Annotated in this window: 14 protein-coding genes; 7 read left to right on the forward strand and 7 right to left on the reverse strand. The window is 75.3% G+C overall.

Going from position 1 to position 15,417, the window contains the following annotated elements; genetic code table 11:
- Positions 1-68: 68 nt before the first annotated feature.
- The 3 genes from BKA21_RS08265 to pnuC are packed head-to-tail and all read right to left on the reverse strand — an operon-like array spanning position 69 to position 2,517.
- Positions 69-746: an NUDIX hydrolase gene (locus tag BKA21_RS08265; protein ID WP_140457776.1), complete on the reverse strand. Its 678-nt coding sequence runs from the start codon at positions 744-746 to the stop codon at positions 69-71.
- The gene (locus tag BKA21_RS19490) at positions 743-1,843 is read right to left on the reverse strand and encodes an AAA family ATPase (RefSeq protein ID WP_140457777.1); all 1,101 of its coding nucleotides are present in this window, start codon (positions 1,841-1,843) and stop codon (positions 743-745) included. The genes BKA21_RS08265 and BKA21_RS19490 overlap by 4 nt, the downstream gene beginning before the upstream one ends.
- On the reverse strand, positions 1,840-2,517 hold the full coding sequence (gene pnuC, locus BKA21_RS08275) for a nicotinamide riboside transporter PnuC (protein ID WP_140457778.1): 678 nt from the start codon (positions 2,515-2,517) through the stop codon (positions 1,840-1,842). The genes BKA21_RS19490 and pnuC overlap by 4 nt, the downstream gene beginning before the upstream one ends.
- Before the next feature lie 249 nt (positions 2,518-2,766).
- Between pnuC and BKA21_RS08280 the strand changes: the two genes are divergently transcribed.
- Positions 2,767-3,657, forward strand: coding sequence for a DUF429 domain-containing protein (locus BKA21_RS08280; protein ID WP_170208920.1), 891 nt, complete (start codon positions 2,767-2,769; stop codon positions 3,655-3,657).
- Positions 3,658-3,719: 62 nt separating this feature from the next.
- On the opposite strand, the gene BKA21_RS08285 is transcribed toward BKA21_RS08280, so the two are convergent.
- Positions 3,720-4,679, reverse strand: coding sequence for an HNH endonuclease signature motif containing protein (locus tag BKA21_RS08285; RefSeq protein WP_140457780.1), 960 nt, complete (start codon positions 4,677-4,679; stop codon positions 3,720-3,722).
- 93 nt (positions 4,680-4,772) lie between these two features.
- Positions 4,773-5,183, reverse strand: coding sequence for a RidA family protein (locus BKA21_RS08290; RefSeq protein ID WP_140457781.1), 411 nt, complete (start codon positions 5,181-5,183; stop codon positions 4,773-4,775).
- A gap of 71 nt (positions 5,184-5,254) precedes the next feature.
- Here BKA21_RS08290 and BKA21_RS08295 point away from each other — a divergent pair, with 71 nt between their 5' ends.
- The 4 genes from BKA21_RS08295 to BKA21_RS08310 all read left to right on the forward strand — a co-directional run bounded on the left by BKA21_RS08295 (position 5,255) and on the right by BKA21_RS08310 (position 9,928).
- Positions 5,255-5,731, forward strand: coding sequence for a GNAT family N-acetyltransferase (locus tag BKA21_RS08295; protein ID WP_140457782.1), 477 nt, complete (start codon positions 5,255-5,257; stop codon positions 5,729-5,731).
- Between the two features lie 201 nt (positions 5,732-5,932).
- Positions 5,933-8,806, forward strand: a complete 2,874-nt coding sequence (locus BKA21_RS08300; RefSeq protein ID WP_140457783.1) for a discoidin domain-containing protein — start codon at positions 5,933-5,935, stop codon at positions 8,804-8,806.
- An 86-nt stretch (positions 8,807-8,892) separates the two neighbouring features.
- On the forward strand, positions 8,893-9,336 hold the full coding sequence (locus BKA21_RS08305; RefSeq protein WP_140457784.1) for a hypothetical protein: 444 nt from the start codon (positions 8,893-8,895) through the stop codon (positions 9,334-9,336).
- Between the two features lie 115 nt (positions 9,337-9,451).
- A complete protein-coding gene (locus BKA21_RS08310; protein WP_179625338.1) occupies positions 9,452-9,928 on the forward strand; it encodes a hypothetical protein in 477 nt (158 codons plus the stop codon).
- Positions 9,929-10,046: 118 nt separating this feature from the next.
- On the opposite strand, the gene BKA21_RS08315 is transcribed toward BKA21_RS08310, so the two are convergent.
- Positions 10,047-14,099, reverse strand: coding sequence for a S8 family serine peptidase (locus BKA21_RS08315; RefSeq protein WP_140457786.1), 4,053 nt, complete (start codon positions 14,097-14,099; stop codon positions 10,047-10,049).
- Between the two features lie 162 nt (positions 14,100-14,261).
- Between BKA21_RS08315 and BKA21_RS08320 the strand changes: the two genes are divergently transcribed.
- Positions 14,262-14,558, forward strand: coding sequence for a DUF1905 domain-containing protein (locus tag BKA21_RS08320; protein ID WP_140457787.1), 297 nt, complete (start codon positions 14,262-14,264; stop codon positions 14,556-14,558).
- Positions 14,559-14,589: 31 nt separating this feature from the next.
- Here BKA21_RS08320 and BKA21_RS08325 read toward each other — a convergent pair whose 3' ends face one another.
- Positions 14,590-14,808: a PLD nuclease N-terminal domain-containing protein gene (locus BKA21_RS08325; protein WP_140458404.1), complete on the reverse strand. Its 219-nt coding sequence runs from the start codon at positions 14,806-14,808 to the stop codon at positions 14,590-14,592.
- Positions 14,809-14,914: 106 nt separating this feature from the next.
- Between BKA21_RS08325 and BKA21_RS08330 the strand changes: the two genes are divergently transcribed.
- Positions 14,915-15,409 (forward strand): hypothetical protein, encoded by a 495-nt coding sequence (locus BKA21_RS08330; RefSeq protein WP_140457788.1) that lies wholly within the window; start codon positions 14,915-14,917, stop codon positions 15,407-15,409.
- The last annotated feature ends 8 nt before the right edge of the window (positions 15,410-15,417 follow it).

Below are 15,417 nucleotides of genomic sequence, written 5' to 3' on the forward strand. Positions count from 1 at the left end.
GATGACGGGCGACGCGACCGGGCACATCCTCCCTCAGGGCGACGTCGGGCCGCCGCAGCCGGGTGCCGCTACTCCGGGACGCTCGGCCCGCCTCGTCGCCGGTAGAGCTCGGCGGGCTTGCCGCGGCGGCCGGTGCTCGTGCGGCCCGTCTCCGTGAGGTGGTGGCGCATGGTGCGGCGGAAGGCGTCCGGGGGCAGGCGGTGGCCTGCGACGGCCTCGTGGACGAGGCGGAGCTCGCGGAGGGTGAAGGAGCCGTCGGGCTCGGCGGCGTCGACGAGGCCGGAGGGGTCGGGGGCGGTGCGGTAGCGCTCGCGGAGGGCGGTGACGGCGAAGCCGATGATCGCGCCGTGGTCGAAGGGCAGGGCGGGGACGTCGGCGACCGGCACGAGGCGGTTGCCGTCCCGGGCGGGGACGCGGTCGGCCCGGACGACGGCGAGGTGGGCGACGGACAGGACGCGGCCGCGGTCGTCGCGGGCGGGGTCGTCGAAGACGTGCAGCTGCTGGGGGTGCAGGTCGGCGACCCCGGCCTTCTGCCGCAGGGAGCGGGTGACGGCGTCGGCGAGGGTCTCGCCGACGTGCAGGAACGTGCCGGGCAGCCGCCAGGCGAGCGACGGCTCCGCGTCGGGGGCGCGGACCAGAAGGACGCACAGGGCGCCGCGCGCGACGGTCAGGACCGCGGTGTCCACCGCGACGGACGGTCGCGGGTAGTCGTCGAGCGAGCGGCCCGTCGGGTCGAGGGACGTCACGGTGCGACCGCGGCGGGCGCGTACTCCGACCCGCGACGGCGGTAGGCCAGCGGTGTGCCGAACAGGCGCCGAAGCTCGGCGACGACGCGCTCCTCCCGCGCCTGGAGCCCGTGCTCGTCGACCAGCACCCAGGGCACGCCGGCCTGCTCGCACAGGTCGATCCAGAACTGGTCGGTGGTCTCGCGGCGGTCGCCGCCGTAGCGCAGGGGGTCGGCGGCGAACGGCACGGGGTCCTGCCCGAGGATCACGTAGAGGTCGCTCGCGTGCGCGGCGGCGTCGGCCCACAGGCCCGCGGGCACGTCCGGCTCGCCGAACTCCTCGCCCTTGAGCAGCCAGTACCCGACGGTGGAGTACAGGTCGGTGTCCTGGACGACGAACGGCCGGCGCCGGCGGGCTGCGATCGCCTCGGCGGCCCGCTGCTGGGCGAGCTGGCCGTGCCAGATCGCACGCATCTTCGCCGCGGTGACGTCGGGGCCGACGGCGTCGAGCTCGAGGTAGGGGCGCGCCCACTCCGGCTGCGCGACGGCGAGGCCGCGCTCCTCCATGCGCCGGGTCAGCGTCGTCTTGCCCACCGACTCGGCCCCGAACAGGGTCACACGCTTGCGCAGCACCGGTGCGAACTCGTCGAGCAGGTCCGCGAAGTGCTCGATCGGCGCCTCGCGGAGGCGGGTGGCCTTGGCGGGGTTGGCGAGGCGGCCGGGGTCGTACGGCAGGAACCGACCCTCGATCACGGCGGCGAGCTCGGCGCCGTACGGCTCGGACGCGACGACGAGGTCGCCCGGGCGGGCGCCGAGCCCGACGAGGAGGCGGTGCCACATCGGCCAGAAGTCGGGGGTGTCGGCGGGCTCCTGCGGCATCTCCTCGTGGACGTGGTGGACGTGCACGGCGCCGTGCGGGTCGAGCCGGGCCGCCATCGCGCGCACCGCGGCGTGCCGCTCGGCGGGCATCGGCTCGCTGGGCTGCGTGCACAGCACCACGTGGACCTCGCGGGCGGCCAGCGCGGCGAACCGCACGAGGTCCTCGTGCCCGGTCGTCGGCGGGAGCGCGGTGAGCAGGACCCACGCGCGGTCGGCCCCGGGGCGGGCGTCGCCGGTCATCGCGTGCTCCGCAGCCACGCGCGGAAACCGAGCACAGCCGTGACGACGAAGACGACGTACTGGAGCCCCGCCACGACCAGGCCCGCGCTGAGGTACGTCCCGACCGCCAGAACGTTGACCGCGACCCACACGAACCACGTCTCGATGCGCTTGTTGTCGAGCAGGAACTGGGCCAGCAGCGAGCCCGCGAGGATCGCCGCGTCCGCCCAGACGAGACGCCCACCCAGGGCGCCGACCAGCCAGATCGCCCCGAGGTAGGCGGCGCCCGTGACGCCGAGGTACACCGGGATCCACCGCCAGTCGCGCACGAGCCACGTCACCGGACGCGTCTGCTCGTCCCGCCGCCACCGGAACCACCCGTACACGAGCTGCGGGGTGAGGTAGAGGTTCAGCAGCGCCGAGGCCAGCAGCCCGTTCTGCAGGAAGAGGACCGCGTACGCGGCGGTGCTGACCGCCCCGACCACGTAGTTGGCGCGCCGCTGCCGGATGCACAGGATCGTGCACGAGTACGACGTCGCCACGGCGAAGGCCTCCAGCCAGCCCACCGCGTCGACCCACCCGGCGAGCACGCCGATCCCGTAGCTGGCCCCGGTGAGCAGCACCGCCGCCACGACCGACACGGCGATGTCGCGCCGGGCGGAGGAGGGAGCGGATGCGGTGAAGCCCCGAGGCATGGCGCCTGCACGGAGGCCCGCCGCGGAGTCCGCGGGTCGGTCGGTCGTCGGTTGAGTCACCACCGGAAGTTAGCGCGATCTCGCGCTAATTCAAAGCGCCAGCATGACCGCCGACACGGTGCGACATCCCCTGCCGCGCGGTCGAGATGCCACATCTGTGTAGCACCGCTGCACTGCTACACAGATGTGGCATCACCTCGCCGTCCGGCGCCACGCACCCCGTCACGGAGCATGAGCTAGAAAGGTCTGGTGACGCGGCACGTCGGGATCGACCTCGCCTGGGGCACCACCGCGCGCACCGGCGTCGCCGTGCTGGACGAGGCCGGCCGGCTGGTGCACTCGTCGAGCGTGGTGACGGACGCGCAGATCGACGACGTGCTGGCCGAGCACGTCGGCGCCGCGCCCGTCGTCGCGGCGATCGACGCCCCGCTGGTCGTGCCCAACGCCACGGGGATGCGGGAGGCCGAGCGGCTCGTCACCCGCCACTTCGGCCGGTTCTCCGCCGGTGCCTACCCCGCCAACCGCGCCAACCCGCACTTCGACCCGCCGCGCGCCGAGTCCCTGGCGCGCCGCCACGGCTGGGCGACCGACCCCGGCGTGCGCCCCGACGACGCCACGTCCGTCGCCGTCGAGGTGTACCCGCACCCGGCGATGGTCATGCTCTTCGGGCTGGACCGCGTGCTGCCGTACAAGGCGAGGCGGGGCCGCGACGTCGCCTCCCGCACCGCCGCGTGGCAGCTGCTGCTCGACCATCTCGACCGCGTCGCCGGCACGCTCCTCGGCCTGCCGACCAGCCCGCGCTGGGCCGAGATCCGGCACGCGGCCGCGGCAGCCCACCGGCCCGTCGACCTCGACCGCCTCGAGGACGAGGTCGACGCGATCGTCTGCGCCTACCTCGCGTGGCTCTGGCACCACGAGCCCGAGCGCATGGTCGTCCTCGGCACGGCCGCCGACGGCTACATCGTGGTGCCCGGCCTTCCCGATCCGCACGAGGCGCGCTCCCGGCCGACCACGCCACGCCGGGACCCGGACGCCGCCCGGCGACGGGCCGTCGACGCGGTGCTCGCCGAGATGCCCATGCTCACCCCCGAGGCAGCGCGACGGCTCGTCGCGATCGTCTCCGTCGAGCTCCAGGCCTGAACCCGTCAGCCGCCCCACGGCGGTTCGAGCAGCCCATCGACGCAGTCGCGACGACTGAGATGTCAGCTGGCTTCGCGCAGGTCACGCCACCGCGCACGGGCGGCATCACGGTGGACGTCGAGGAGGTCGGGGCGCGGCAGCGTGTGCTCGGCCACCTGGAGGGGACGTCCGTCGAGGTCGGCCAGCCCGGGGTGGCGGTGCACGAGCTTCGGGGCGACCTGCGCCGTCCAGTCGTGCGTGTCGATCGTCAGCAGCAGCCGGTCGAAGAGGCGGTGAACATCGGCGCGCAGGAGAAGCCCGCCGCTGACGTCGTGGTCCTCGTGGACGGCGAACGCCTGCAGATGCGCGGCGTCGAGCACTGCCTCCGGCTGCCGCCCGGTGACTGCGCAGACGGCTCCGAACCGGTCGAGCAGCCGCTCCCGGAACTGCTGCTGGCCGCGACGGCGCCGCACGACCGCGTCGACGTGACCCCCGGTCGGCACCTGACCCGCGCCGAGGAGGTTGAGGTGCAGCTGCCCCTCCGCACCGCCGAACCGCTCGATCAGCGCCAGCGCCCGGCCGTAGTCGAGCCGGCGGATCGCGTTCTGCCGGTCGGCACCGGCGTAGACGTCGGTCAGCCACCGCACGGGTGCGGGCGGGTCGAAGTCGAGCCACGTGCTCTCGTAGTGCGCCGTGTACGCGGTGACCGCCTTCTGCTCGACCTGCGGCTCGTCGAACTCGAACCGATCGGCCAGGCACCGGAACCTCGGCAGCAGCGCACGCCGCTCGCTCAGGCGTGACGACCCGCACCGCGGGCAGCGCAGCATTGTCTTCTCATCGGGCCGCGCCTCGATGTCCTCGACGACGGCATGCCCGTAGACGAGATGCTTGTCGCGGATCAGGATGACGTCGCCGACTGTGATGCCCCGGTGGTTCACGACGTGCGAGTCGTAGGCGTACCGGCTGCCCGGGCGATCCTCGTAGAGGGCGTCACCGACGACGTCCGAGACCCCGGTGTAGCAGCTCCAGGCGTTGCCCGTCACCGCGCGTCACCCCACCCATGTCGCCCCCGCACAGCGCGAGCTCATCACCCCGAGGACGCCGGAGCAAGGGCCGATCGGGGTGAGCCATCGCCCTCAGTCCTGCTGCGCGGGCACCTTCGCCGCCACGGCGCTCACCTCGATGAGGGCGCCGGGGACGCCGAGGCCCGCCACGCGGGCTGCGGTGACGAGCGGCGGGGCGCCCGGCCCGCCGAGGCGGTGGGCGATGGCGCCGTAGGCCGCACCGAGATCGGCATCGGCCGCGATGAGGACCGTCCACTGCACGACGTCGGCGAGCGTGGCGCCCGCGGCGGCGAGGGCGACGGCGGCGTTGTCGAGGGCGCGGGCTGCCTGGGCGCCGACGTCCGGCGAGACGACCGCACCCGTCTCGTCGACGCCGTTCTGACCGCCGAGGTAGATCGTCGTCGCGCCCGGCGGCACGACGGCGACGTGGCTGAACGCCGGGCTCACGACGAGCCCGTCCGGCTGCAGGCGGGTGATCTCCATGCCCGAACGGTCGCACCGCGCACCGACAGGCGCGAGGGCGAGGGGCAGGCACGGGCTGGGACGATGGGCGCATGAGCGCACCCGCACCGGAGACGACGTTGACCTGGGCCGCGTGGGACGCCCTGACGCCGCGGCAGGCGTACGAGGTGCTGCGGCTGCGGGTCGACGTGTTCGTGGTCGAGCAGGAGTGCGCGTACCCCGAGCTCGACGGCCGCGACCTGGAGCCGTCGGCGCGCCACCTGCTGGCGGTGCGGGACGGCGCGGTCGTGGGGACGCTGCGGCTGCTGCACGACGCGGCCCGCGACGACGCCCCGGCGCGGGCACGCATCGGCCGAGTGTGCGTCGCGGCGTCCGAGCGCGGCACGGGGCTGGCGTCGCGGATGATGACGGCTGCCGTCGGGGCCGGCGGGGCGGGCGAGCAGGTGCTCGACGCGCAGGCGCACCTGGAGCACTGGTACGCCCGGTTCGGCTTCCGCGCCGCGTCGGCGCCGTTCCACGAGGACGGCATCCCCCACGTCACGATGACCCGCGCCTCCCAGGAGCACTGACCACCCGGGCACCAGCGGGGCCGTCCGGGTGTGGGTTCTCACCCGATCTGGACGCTTGTTCACCCCGGCGCCCGCTGGACGCACGTGGCCACGTGGACGACATGTCAGGCAGACCGGCGCCGCACCCCGCGCAGCGCGCCGTCGCCGCCGCCGCGGTGACCGCACCGGTCCGTCCCCTGCCGTCCGCCGTCGGAGCGTGCCGTGCCCGTCCCTGCCCCGCGTCAGCGTCGTCCTCTCGCCCGTCGGGCGGCTGCCGCGCTCCTCGCCCTTGGGCTGGCGGGGCTCGGCGCGGGCTCGGTGGAGCTCGGGCAGGCGCAGCCCGCCGCCGCAGCGGACGGCACCCTCTGCGGCACCGACGTGTCCGCGAGCGCCACGGCGACGGCGTCGTCGTCGGGGTCGCCCGAGTGGACCGGGCCGGAGCGCGCGCTCGACGCCGACGCCGCGTGGAGCCGGTGGGTCGCGCGGGACGACGCGGACCACCCGGCCCAGGACGACGAGCACCTGACCGTCGACCTCGGCTCCGCGCAGCCGGTGTGCGCGCTGAAGGTGTACTGGTCGGCGGCTGCCGACTACGACGTGCGGGTCTCGACGGACGGCGCCGCCTGGACGACGGTGGACACGGTGCGCGGCAGCACCACGGTGGGCCTGGTGACGTCGCGGTTCGCGGAGACGACGGCCCGCTGGGTGCGGGTGCAGGGCGTCGCCCGTGCGACGGCCGACCCGTACGGGGTGTGGGACCTGCGGGTGCTCGGGCCCACGACCGTCGCGCTGCCCACCAGGGACCTCTTCGGCCCGAACGTGCTGGTGCTCGACCCGGCCATGCCCGCGGCGGACGTCCAGGCGGTCGTCGACGCGGTGTTCGAGGAGCAGGAGGACGACCAGTTCGGCACGGACCGCCGCCAGCTGCTCTTCCTGCCCGGGGAGTACGACGTGGACGTGCGGCTCGGGTTCACCACGTCGGTCGCCGGGACGGGGCAGATGCCCGGTGACGTGGTGGTGCGCGGCGACGGCGGCTGGGTCGACGCGGCCTGGTTCGACGGCAACGCGACGCAGAACTTCTGGCGGTCGGCGGAGAACCTCACGGTCGACCTCGACGACCCCGCCACGGCGCCGGTCGAGACCGGTCCGCTGCGCTGGGCGGTCGCGCAGGCCTCGCCGATGCGGCGCGTGCAGGTGCTCGGCGACCTGGCGCTGGACTCGGCGCGGTACGGGTGGGCGTCGGGCGGGTACGTCGCCGACACCGCCGTGACCGGCACCGTCACGGCGTACGCGCAGCAGCAGTGGTACACCCGCGACAGCAGCGTCGGCGGCTGGGACGGCGGCGTCTGGAACATGGTGTTCTCGGGCGTCACCGGGCCCCTGCCCGACGCCGACGCGTGGCCGACCCCGCCGGCCACCGCCCTGGCCACCACCGGCCCCGTCGCCGAGAAGCCGTACCTGTACCGCGCCGACAGCGGCTGGCGCGTCGCCGTCCCCGACCGGCGCGACGGCACGACCGGCACCACGTGGGCCCCGCCCGCGACGTCCCTGGCGATCGGCGACTTCTACGTCGCCCGGGAGACGGACTCCGCCGCCACGATCCAGGCCGCGCTCGACGCCGGCCGGCACCTGCTCGTCACCCCCGGCGTCTACCACCTGGACCGCACGCTCGAGGTCACCGAGCCCGGCACCGTCGTCCTCGGCCTCGGGTACGCGACCCTCGTGCCCGAGCACGGCGGGCCCGCGCTGCACGTCGCGGACGTCGACGGCGTGCGCGTCGCCGGGCTCGTCGTCGACGCCCCCGTCGGCGGCTCCACCGGGCTGGTCGTCGTGGGCGACGCCGGCGCGCACACCGACCACGCCGCCGACCCGACGGTGCTGCAGGACGTCGTGCTGCGCGTCGGCGGTGCGAGCGCGGGCAGCACCGGCACCGCCCTCGCCGTCCACGCCGACGACACCCTGCTCGACCACGTGTGGGCGTGGCGCGCCGACCACGGCACCGGCGTCGGCTGGGACCAGAACACCGCGGACGTCGGCGTCCACGTGACCGGCGACGGCGTGCACGCCTACGGCCTGTTCTCCGAGCACTTCCAGACGTGGAGCACCCGGTGGTCCGGCGAGCGCGGGCGCACCGTCTTCTACCAGAACGAGCTGCCCTACGACGTGCCCGACCAGGCCGCCTGGCAGAACGGTGCCGTGCGCGGGTACGCCGGGTACGAGGTCGACGAGGGCGTGACCACGCACGAGGCGTGGGGGCTGGGCGTCTACAGCAACTTCACCGAGGACTCCGACGAGGACGAGATCACCGTCGACAACGGGTTCGAGGTGCCACAGGCCCCGGGCGTGGTGCTGCACCGGGCCACGGTCGTCTCCCTCGGCGGGGAGGGGGTGTTCGAGCACGTCGTGAACGGCGTCGGCGACCGGGCCGACGACGGTGCCGTGGTGAGCAGGGTCGCCGTCTACCCGACGGGCGGCGACGACCCCGTGTGGCCGCCGGCCGCCGCGACGCCGACGCCCACGCCGTCGCCCACGCCCACGCCCACGCCCACGCCCACGCCCACGCCCACGCCCACGCCCACGCCCAGCATGACCCCGACCCCGACCGTGACGCCGTCGCCCACACCGACCGCCACGCCGCGCACCACGACGACCCCGTCACGGACCGCGACGCCCCGCCCCGCGGGCTCGGCAGCGGCACCGGGCGCCGTCCGGGTGCGCCTGCCCGAGCCCCGGATCCAGGAGGACGGCCGGGTGTCCGTCGTCGCCAGCGGGCTGCGCCCGGGAGAGGCCGCGCAGGTGTGGATGTACTCCGACCCCGTCCTGCTCGGCGTGGTCACCACCGACGCCGACGGCCGCGTCGCCCTCACCACGGCCCTCCCGCCGGGCACGCGCGCCGGCACCCACACGGTCGTCGTCGTCGGCCTGGAGTCCGGGCTCGAGGGCCGCGCGACCCTGCAGGTCCTCTCCGACGTGCCGGCCGCGACCGGCACGCTCGCCGCCACCGGCGGGCCGCCGGGGGGCGCCGCGCTGGTCGCGCTCGTGCTCGTCACGCTCGGCGCGTCGGGCGTCGTCGTGGCCCGTCGCCGGACCGCCTGACCGGACCGCCGCGCGCGCAGGGGCGCACAGGCGGACGATGGGGGCATACCGGGTGCAAAGGCGCGCCCGCGTCCGAGGGGGCGACCATGTGGACCACAACCACGCCTGACCCGACCACGCCGACGACGCCCGGCACACCGAGCCCGTCGGCGACACCGGTGCCCGGCACAGGGGACGCGCTGACCGTCGACCTGTCGCTGTTCCTGTGGATCTCGGTGCTGGCGCTGGTGATCATCGGGGCGACCCACCTCGTGCACGTGCTGGCGAACAAGACGCGGCCCCTGACGCTGGTGCGGATCCTGGCGCTGATGTTCGTCGTCGCCGCAGCCGTCGTGCTCGTCGTCGCCGACGCGCCGACCGAGGCGAAGACCGCCGCGTTCACCCTGCTCGGCACGATCGCCGGGTACCTGGCGGGCACGCGCTCACCGACGACGACCACGACGACCACGACCCCCGGAAGCGACCCGGTCCGCAGCGACGGCACGTCCACGGCGGTCGGCGACACGACGGTGGTCGTCGAACGCACCTGAGCTCCCCGCGCACCGGCCCGCCGGACGGTGGGATCATCGACGGCTGCCGAGCCACGGCAGTCGGCGAGAGGTGACGATGCGGCCAGGTGTTGACGCGGTCGACGCGGTGCCCGGGATGGATCTCGTCCTCGTGGTCGGGCTCGTCCTCGGCATGTTCATCCTGTTCTCCCTGGTCGCAGCAGCCTTCGCCGAGGAGTGGCGCCGGGCGGCCGTGCGTGCGGCGATGCTCGCGGTGGTGCTGGGAGCCGTCGTCGCGTACGCCGCGCCCCGGCTCGGCACGTGGCAGGAGCTCTACGACTACGAGGCGACGTGGGCCCGGCTGGAGGCACGGTACGACGTCGAGCTGTCGGAGGCCGACAAGGCCGTCGAGCTGCCCGGCCGGCCCGGTCGCTACGGCGGCGGCATCCTGAGCCAGCGCGAGCTGGGCCCCGTCACCATGCCGGACGGCACCGTCCGCGAGGACCTGTACCTGCAGCACGCCGCCGGTGAGCCCCTCCGCATCGCGATCGTCACCAGACCCCCGGGGGTGAACGACCTCGTCGTGACGACCGGGCCCTGGTGGGACGAGATCCCGGTCCCGGCCGCCTCCTGACCCCCGCAGGTCCCGCACCGCGACCCCGTCTTCGGTGGCGCTGCGCAGCTCCCTCGCGGCAGGGATGACGGGGTCGTCGGGCAGGGGTTGCCCGGGCGGGCCGTCCGCGGCCGGTGCGTCAGGGGCGGCGGGTCAGGGACTCCGGGCTCAGGCCGGCCAGGACGAGGCGCTCGCGGACCGCCACCGAGAGCTCGCGGTCGCGGAGCAGGTCGCGCAGGACGTCGCGCTCCTTGTCGCGGTCCTTGTCGCGCTCGGGGCTCGGCTCCTCGCCCTCGGTGGGCTTCTCCGAGTCGCCGCCCTTCCAGACCGACGCGGTGCGGACGGCCTCCCGGGTGAACGGCGTGCTGCGGAACGTCTCGCCCTCGGCGGTCACGAGCACGGTCCAGGTGCCCTCCTGGTCGGCCTCGAACGCCTCCTCGAAGACGCCGCCGCCGGCCTCCTGCAGGCCGATCACCTGCACGCCGCCGCCCGGGTCGGTGACCGTCGCCCGGACCTTCGCGCGGCCCTCGACGGGCACGCCGTACTCGGTGAGCGTCGCCCGGACCAGCACCTTGGCACCGGGCTCGAACGACTCGTGCCGCACGTCGACGGCCAGGCGCAGGTTGCTCGACGCGTGCACGAGCACGGTGCCGGTGATGCCCTTGCCGCGCAGCTCCACCAGCTCGGCCCGGGTCAGCTTGCCCTCCCCCGCCGACGCCCGCTTGAGCGACTCCTCGGGCAGGTGCACGCGCGCGAGCCAGGTGCCCAGGTGCGCGCCGGAGCCGATCGGCACCGGCAGGCTCAGCCGGTAGAGCACGACCTCCTCGCCGACGTGGGTGTAGCTGCGGCCGCCGATCCCGGCGACGAAGCCGGGGTCGACGACGTCGCCGTCGGGCGTCACCAGCGTCAGCTCGACGAGGTGCGGGTGCCGGGTGAGCAGGACGACGTCGACGACGATGTCCGTCTCGGCCAGCAGGAACGGCACGTCCACGGTCTGCCCGAGGCCCACGGCGACGGGCGGGTCGACGACGACCTCATGGTTCTTGACCCCGGCCAGCACCTGGAGGAAGTACTTCGCGAGCCGGTAGCGGCTGTCCAGGCCGAGGTCGCCGGTGAGCACGCAGTAGCCGCCGGTGCCGTTCGTGACCTGCGTGAGCGCCGAGGGTCGGATGTTCTCGGCGCGGCCCAGCGCGACCGCGAACGTGCGGTCGGTGACGGACCCGGCGACGTCGGCGATGAACTTGTCGCGGTTCTCGAACCCGTCGGTGAAGACGATGGTCGCCTTGGTGTCGAACCCGGTGACGGGGTTCAGCTCGGCCTGCCCGAGGTCGAGACCGTCGCCGATCGACGTGAAGCCCGCCGTGTTGGTGGCGAACGTGTCGATCTCGGCGCGGATCGAGTCGCGGGCCACGTCGATGCCGCCCGTCGGCGCGGCGAGCGGACCCGCCGGGGGCACGAGGACCGGGGCGGCGTCGGTGTCGAACGCGACGATGCCGACCGCGTCACCCTCCTGCGCGTAGTCCACGAGGATGTTCGCGGAGTACTGCAGCACGTCGAGGCGGCTGCTCGTGCCCACGCCGGAGGGGCTGTCCATCGACCCGGACCGGTCGAGCACCAGCATGACGGCCGCGGTGACCGGCGGGACGCTGCTCGCCGTGATGGGCACGGTCCACACCTGGCCCGTCGGGTCGTGGCGCACCGTGATCGAGCCGGAGTCGGTGGTGCCCGGGGTGCGCCCGGTGAACGCGACCCAGATCAGCCCCTCCTCCAGGGTCGTCCACTGCGACGTCCCCGTCAGGGCGTCGGACGAGCCCAGCGGCAGCGAGAACGGCGCCGCGGGGCCGGTCACCACGGAGAACGTCGACGGGTAGAGGCTGTGCACGTCGATGCGCACGGCCCGGAACGTCGTCTCCCCCTCGGGCACGTCGGTGAACTCCAGGGCGTCGGTGACGAGGTCCACGGTCCACGCGGCGCGCAGCACCGCGGCGCGCGCGTCCACCCGGCCGGCGCCGTACCACTCGCTGCGGGCCGGGCCGCGGTACCCGGGGTCGGTGGAGATGCGCCCGTCGACGTCGCGCCAGCGCCCGTCCGCGTCGGTGCTCGTCGCGTCGATCCGGACCGCGGTGCGCTCCATGATGTCGCCGACGTCGCGCCACCCCAGCTGCGGGTTGGCCGAGAGCATGAGCGCCGCGACGCCCGCCGCGACCGGGGTCGCGTAGGACGTGCCGCCGAAGTCGGTGCGCCACTCGCGCGGCCCGAAGGTCACGGCGGCACCGTCGGCGAAGCCCGCGGGCAGGGCCATGTCCAGCGAGATCCGCCGGTTGCCGGCGTCGACCGCGGTGATGGTGCGCCCGCGGCTGGTCGCGGCGGCGGCCGGGCCGACGAGCACGGACCCGCCCACCACGGCACCCGCGACGGACTGGACGTCGACGGTCGTGGCGCCGGCGCCCGACGCGGTGCGCAGCGTCGTCGTCGCGGCCGCGGTGCCGGGCACCGCCGTGCCCCGGGGCGTGGCCCGGTGCGTGGCCGTGAACGCGCCCCAGCTCTGCGGCGGGTTGTGCCCGCCCGCCTCCGCGTCGTTGGACAGCGCGCAGACGTCGACCGTCGAGCCCCAGTTGCTGTACCAGGTGCGCCGCTCCGTGGTGCCGTCCGGGTCGAGCGAGGCCGCGGCCACGCCGTAGCAGCGGTCGTACATGCTCCACGGGCGCCGGTCGGTGTCGTCGAGGTCGACGGCGTCGTTGCCGGCGGAGAAGTACAGCACCGTGCCGCGCCCGCCGCGCCCCTGGTCCGTCAGGGCGTCGAACGTGTCCCGCATCAGCCCGGAGATCGGCACGTCCACGCTGAAGCCGAAGCTGTTCGAGATCACCCACGCGCCGTCGGCCAGCTGCGCGGGGAACCCCGCGGTCGCGCTCCCGGCGTCCAGCCCCGCCATCCACAGGTACGCCTCGGCGTACCGCTGCTCGCTGCCCGCGTGCCGGGTGGCGATGAGCCGCGCGTTGCCTGCCACGCCCGCGGTGCCCACGCCGTCGTCGGCCCGGCCCACGGCGGCCGACGCGCAGCAGATGCCGTGGTCCGCGAGCGGGCCCGTGTTCGTCGCGTCGTTGTTCGCGACCATGGTGCCGAAGTCGAAGAGCTGGACGACCTTGGCACGCCCGTCGCTGACGGTGCCCGTGATCGCGGGGTGCCCGGGGTCGACGCCGTTGTCGGCGACGGCCACGACGACGTCGGGGTCGCCGAACGTGTGCGCCGGGTCGAGGTCGCGCAGCACCTGCCACGCGTCGGCGAGCCCCTCGATCGTCAGGTCCCACTGCTGCGGGCGCAGCAGGTCGCTCGGCGCCACCGCGTCGGGGACCACGCTCGAGACCAGGTCGGGCTCGGCGTACCGGACCCCGGGCTCGGCGGCGAGGCCCGCGACCTTGTCGAGCAGGTCGTAGCCTGCGCCGTCCGGCGAGCGCAGCAGGTACGTGCGCGGCAGGGCGCCGAACCGCTGGACGACCTCCAGGCCGTGCCGGGCCGCGAGCGTCACCACGTCGACGTCGTCGCCGAGCAGGGACACGTGCACGGTCCCGGACAGGAACGACACCGCGGCGTCGGAGAGCTGGACGATCGCGCCGACCTGCTCGACGTCGTCGACGACCTCCGCGCGGTGCGCGAGCTCGCGCACCGCGTCGTCGAGGGCGCGCGAGCGGTGCGGGTCGACGTCGCGGTGCACCGCGTCGCCGTCCGCGCCGGTACCGAGCCCGGGCACGCGCAGCACCTGCACGTGCGGGTCGGGGAACGTCAGGGTCGTGGTCGTGCCGTCGGTCAGCCCGTCGAGCGCAGGGCCGCCCCCGTCGTCCCGCGGGACGACGGTCCGCACGCCGACGGCGTCGAGCACCGGCCGGAACGGCACGCGCACCCGCCCCCGGAACAGGTGCGGCCACCCGGGCGGGCCGACGACGAACTCCTCGAGACCGTCCCCGCGCACGGGGTACGCGCCGCCGACGTCGCGGGCGTCGGGCGCGAAGCCCTCGGCGACGACCGTGACCGTCGCCGGGTCGGCCGCGGGCGCGTCGAACGCGGCGCGCCCGCGGGCGTCCGTCTCGACGGTCGTGCGTGTGCGGTCCGGCGCGGTCCGGGTGACCTGCGCGCCGACGACCGGCCCGCCGTCCGCGCTCGTGACCCGCACGCCCAGCGTCGCGGTGGTGCTCATCTGCCCGTCCCCCGTCCGGCTGCGCCGGTGCGCCGCCCCCTGCGAGGAGGACCCCCGGCGCGGGGTGCGTGATACCTCCCGGTATGCCCGGTCCCGCGTTCACCCGGCGGCGGCCCGGCGGTGACGGCAGCGGTGTCGGCGGGCGTGGGTACCGTGCGGCCCGTGGGTGACTACCGGTTCGACGCGCCGCTGTGGCGCACCGAGAACGGCTCCTGGGTGTTCGTCACGGTGCCGTTCGACGTCGCGGACGCGATCGACGAGGCGTCGCACGGCGCGCAGCGGGGGTTCGGCTCGGTGCGCGTCGAGGCCGTGCTGGGCCCGACGACGTGGCGGACGTCGTTGTTCCCCGACAAGCGGCTCGAGAGCTTCGTGCTCCCGGTCAAGCGCCCCGTGCGCGAGGCCGCGGGGGTCGACGACGGCGACGTCGTGCACGTCGAGCTCACCCTCCTCGACGCCTGAGCACCGCGGCCGACGCCGGCCCCGGGACGTCTCAGGCGGGCAGGCGCCCCTTCGCGAAGTACGTGATCGGCCCGACCCAGTTGACGAGCAGCGCGACCCCCCACGCGAGCTTGGGGCCGTGCACCTGCTCCGCGGGCCGCTTCACCAGGTCCCGGTAGGCGGCGACGGTCAGCGCGATCTGCGCGGCCGAGACCACCACCACCCCGACCCTGCGGCCCGTGCTCAGCTCGTCCCAGCGCTGGTGCTGCATGACGCTCCCCTCCCCGGGCCCGTCAGGGCCCACCTGCCCATCCTCGCGCGGCACCCCGGCCCCGCACGCGGGCACGACGTCCCGACGACGCCTAGGCTCAGCGCCCATGGAGCTCACCCTCGGCCTCGACGAGGCCCTCGTCGCCGCGCGCGCCAGCGGCGCCCTCCCCACGGCCGTGACGGACGTCCGTGCCGAGGGGGCGGTGGTGCTCGCCCGCGTGGCGGTGCACGAGCTGCCCGGCGTGCCCGCCCCCGTCCGCATGGCGACCCGCATGGCCGGGCCCGTGGACGTGCGCGTCGAGGACCGCGGCATCACCGGCCGCAGCTGGGAGGTCGCGATCGTCGCCCAGCACCCCGTGGTGCGCGCGGACCTGTCGTCGTTCGTCGCGGACGCGCTGCGGGGCCAGCTCGCGCACCTGCCCCCGGGCGTGGCGCTCGTGCGGACCTCGGGCGGCGCGGTCGTCGTCGACGTGGACCTCGACCGGGTCGGGCCCGTGGTCGCGGGGATGCTGCCGGGCGGGGGCCGCGGTGCGGCCGTGCACGTCGAGCACCTGCAGCTCGGCGCGCGGCTGCACGTCGTCGCCCGGGTCAGCGCCGCCTGACGGGCGCG

The sequence above is a fragment of the Cellulomonas oligotrophica genome, assembly GCF_013409875.1.
Lineage (GTDB): Bacteria > Actinomycetota > Actinomycetes > Actinomycetales > Cellulomonadaceae > Cellulomonas > Cellulomonas oligotrophica.

Bases quoted from the DNA above. Each gene is read 5' to 3' on its own strand.
- BKA21_RS08305 (WP_140457784.1), top strand. From the start codon at position 8,893: ATGTGGACCACAACCACGCCTGACCCGACCACGCCGACGACGCCCGGC.
- pnuC (WP_140457778.1), bottom strand. From the start codon at position 2,517: ATGCCTCGGGGCTTCACCGCATCCGCTCCCTCCTCCGCCCGGCGCGAC.
- BKA21_RS08290 (WP_140457781.1), bottom strand. From the start codon at position 5,183: ATGGAGATCACCCGCCTGCAGCCGGACGGGCTCGTCGTGAGCCCGGCG.
- BKA21_RS08295 (WP_140457782.1), top strand. From the start codon at position 5,255: ATGAGCGCACCCGCACCGGAGACGACGTTGACCTGGGCCGCGTGGGAC.
- BKA21_RS08310 (WP_179625338.1), top strand. From the start codon at position 9,452: ATGGATCTCGTCCTCGTGGTCGGGCTCGTCCTCGGCATGTTCATCCTG.
- BKA21_RS08325 (WP_140458404.1), bottom strand. From the start codon at position 14,808: ATGCAGCACCAGCGCTGGGACGAGCTGAGCACGGGCCGCAGGGTCGGG.
- BKA21_RS08330 (WP_140457788.1), top strand. From the start codon at position 14,915: ATGGAGCTCACCCTCGGCCTCGACGAGGCCCTCGTCGCCGCGCGCGCC.
- BKA21_RS19490 (WP_140457777.1), bottom strand. From the start codon at position 1,843: ATGACCGGCGACGCCCGCCCCGGGGCCGACCGCGCGTGGGTCCTGCTC.
- BKA21_RS08315 (WP_140457786.1), bottom strand. From the start codon at position 14,099: ATGAGCACCACCGCGACGCTGGGCGTGCGGGTCACGAGCGCGGACGGC.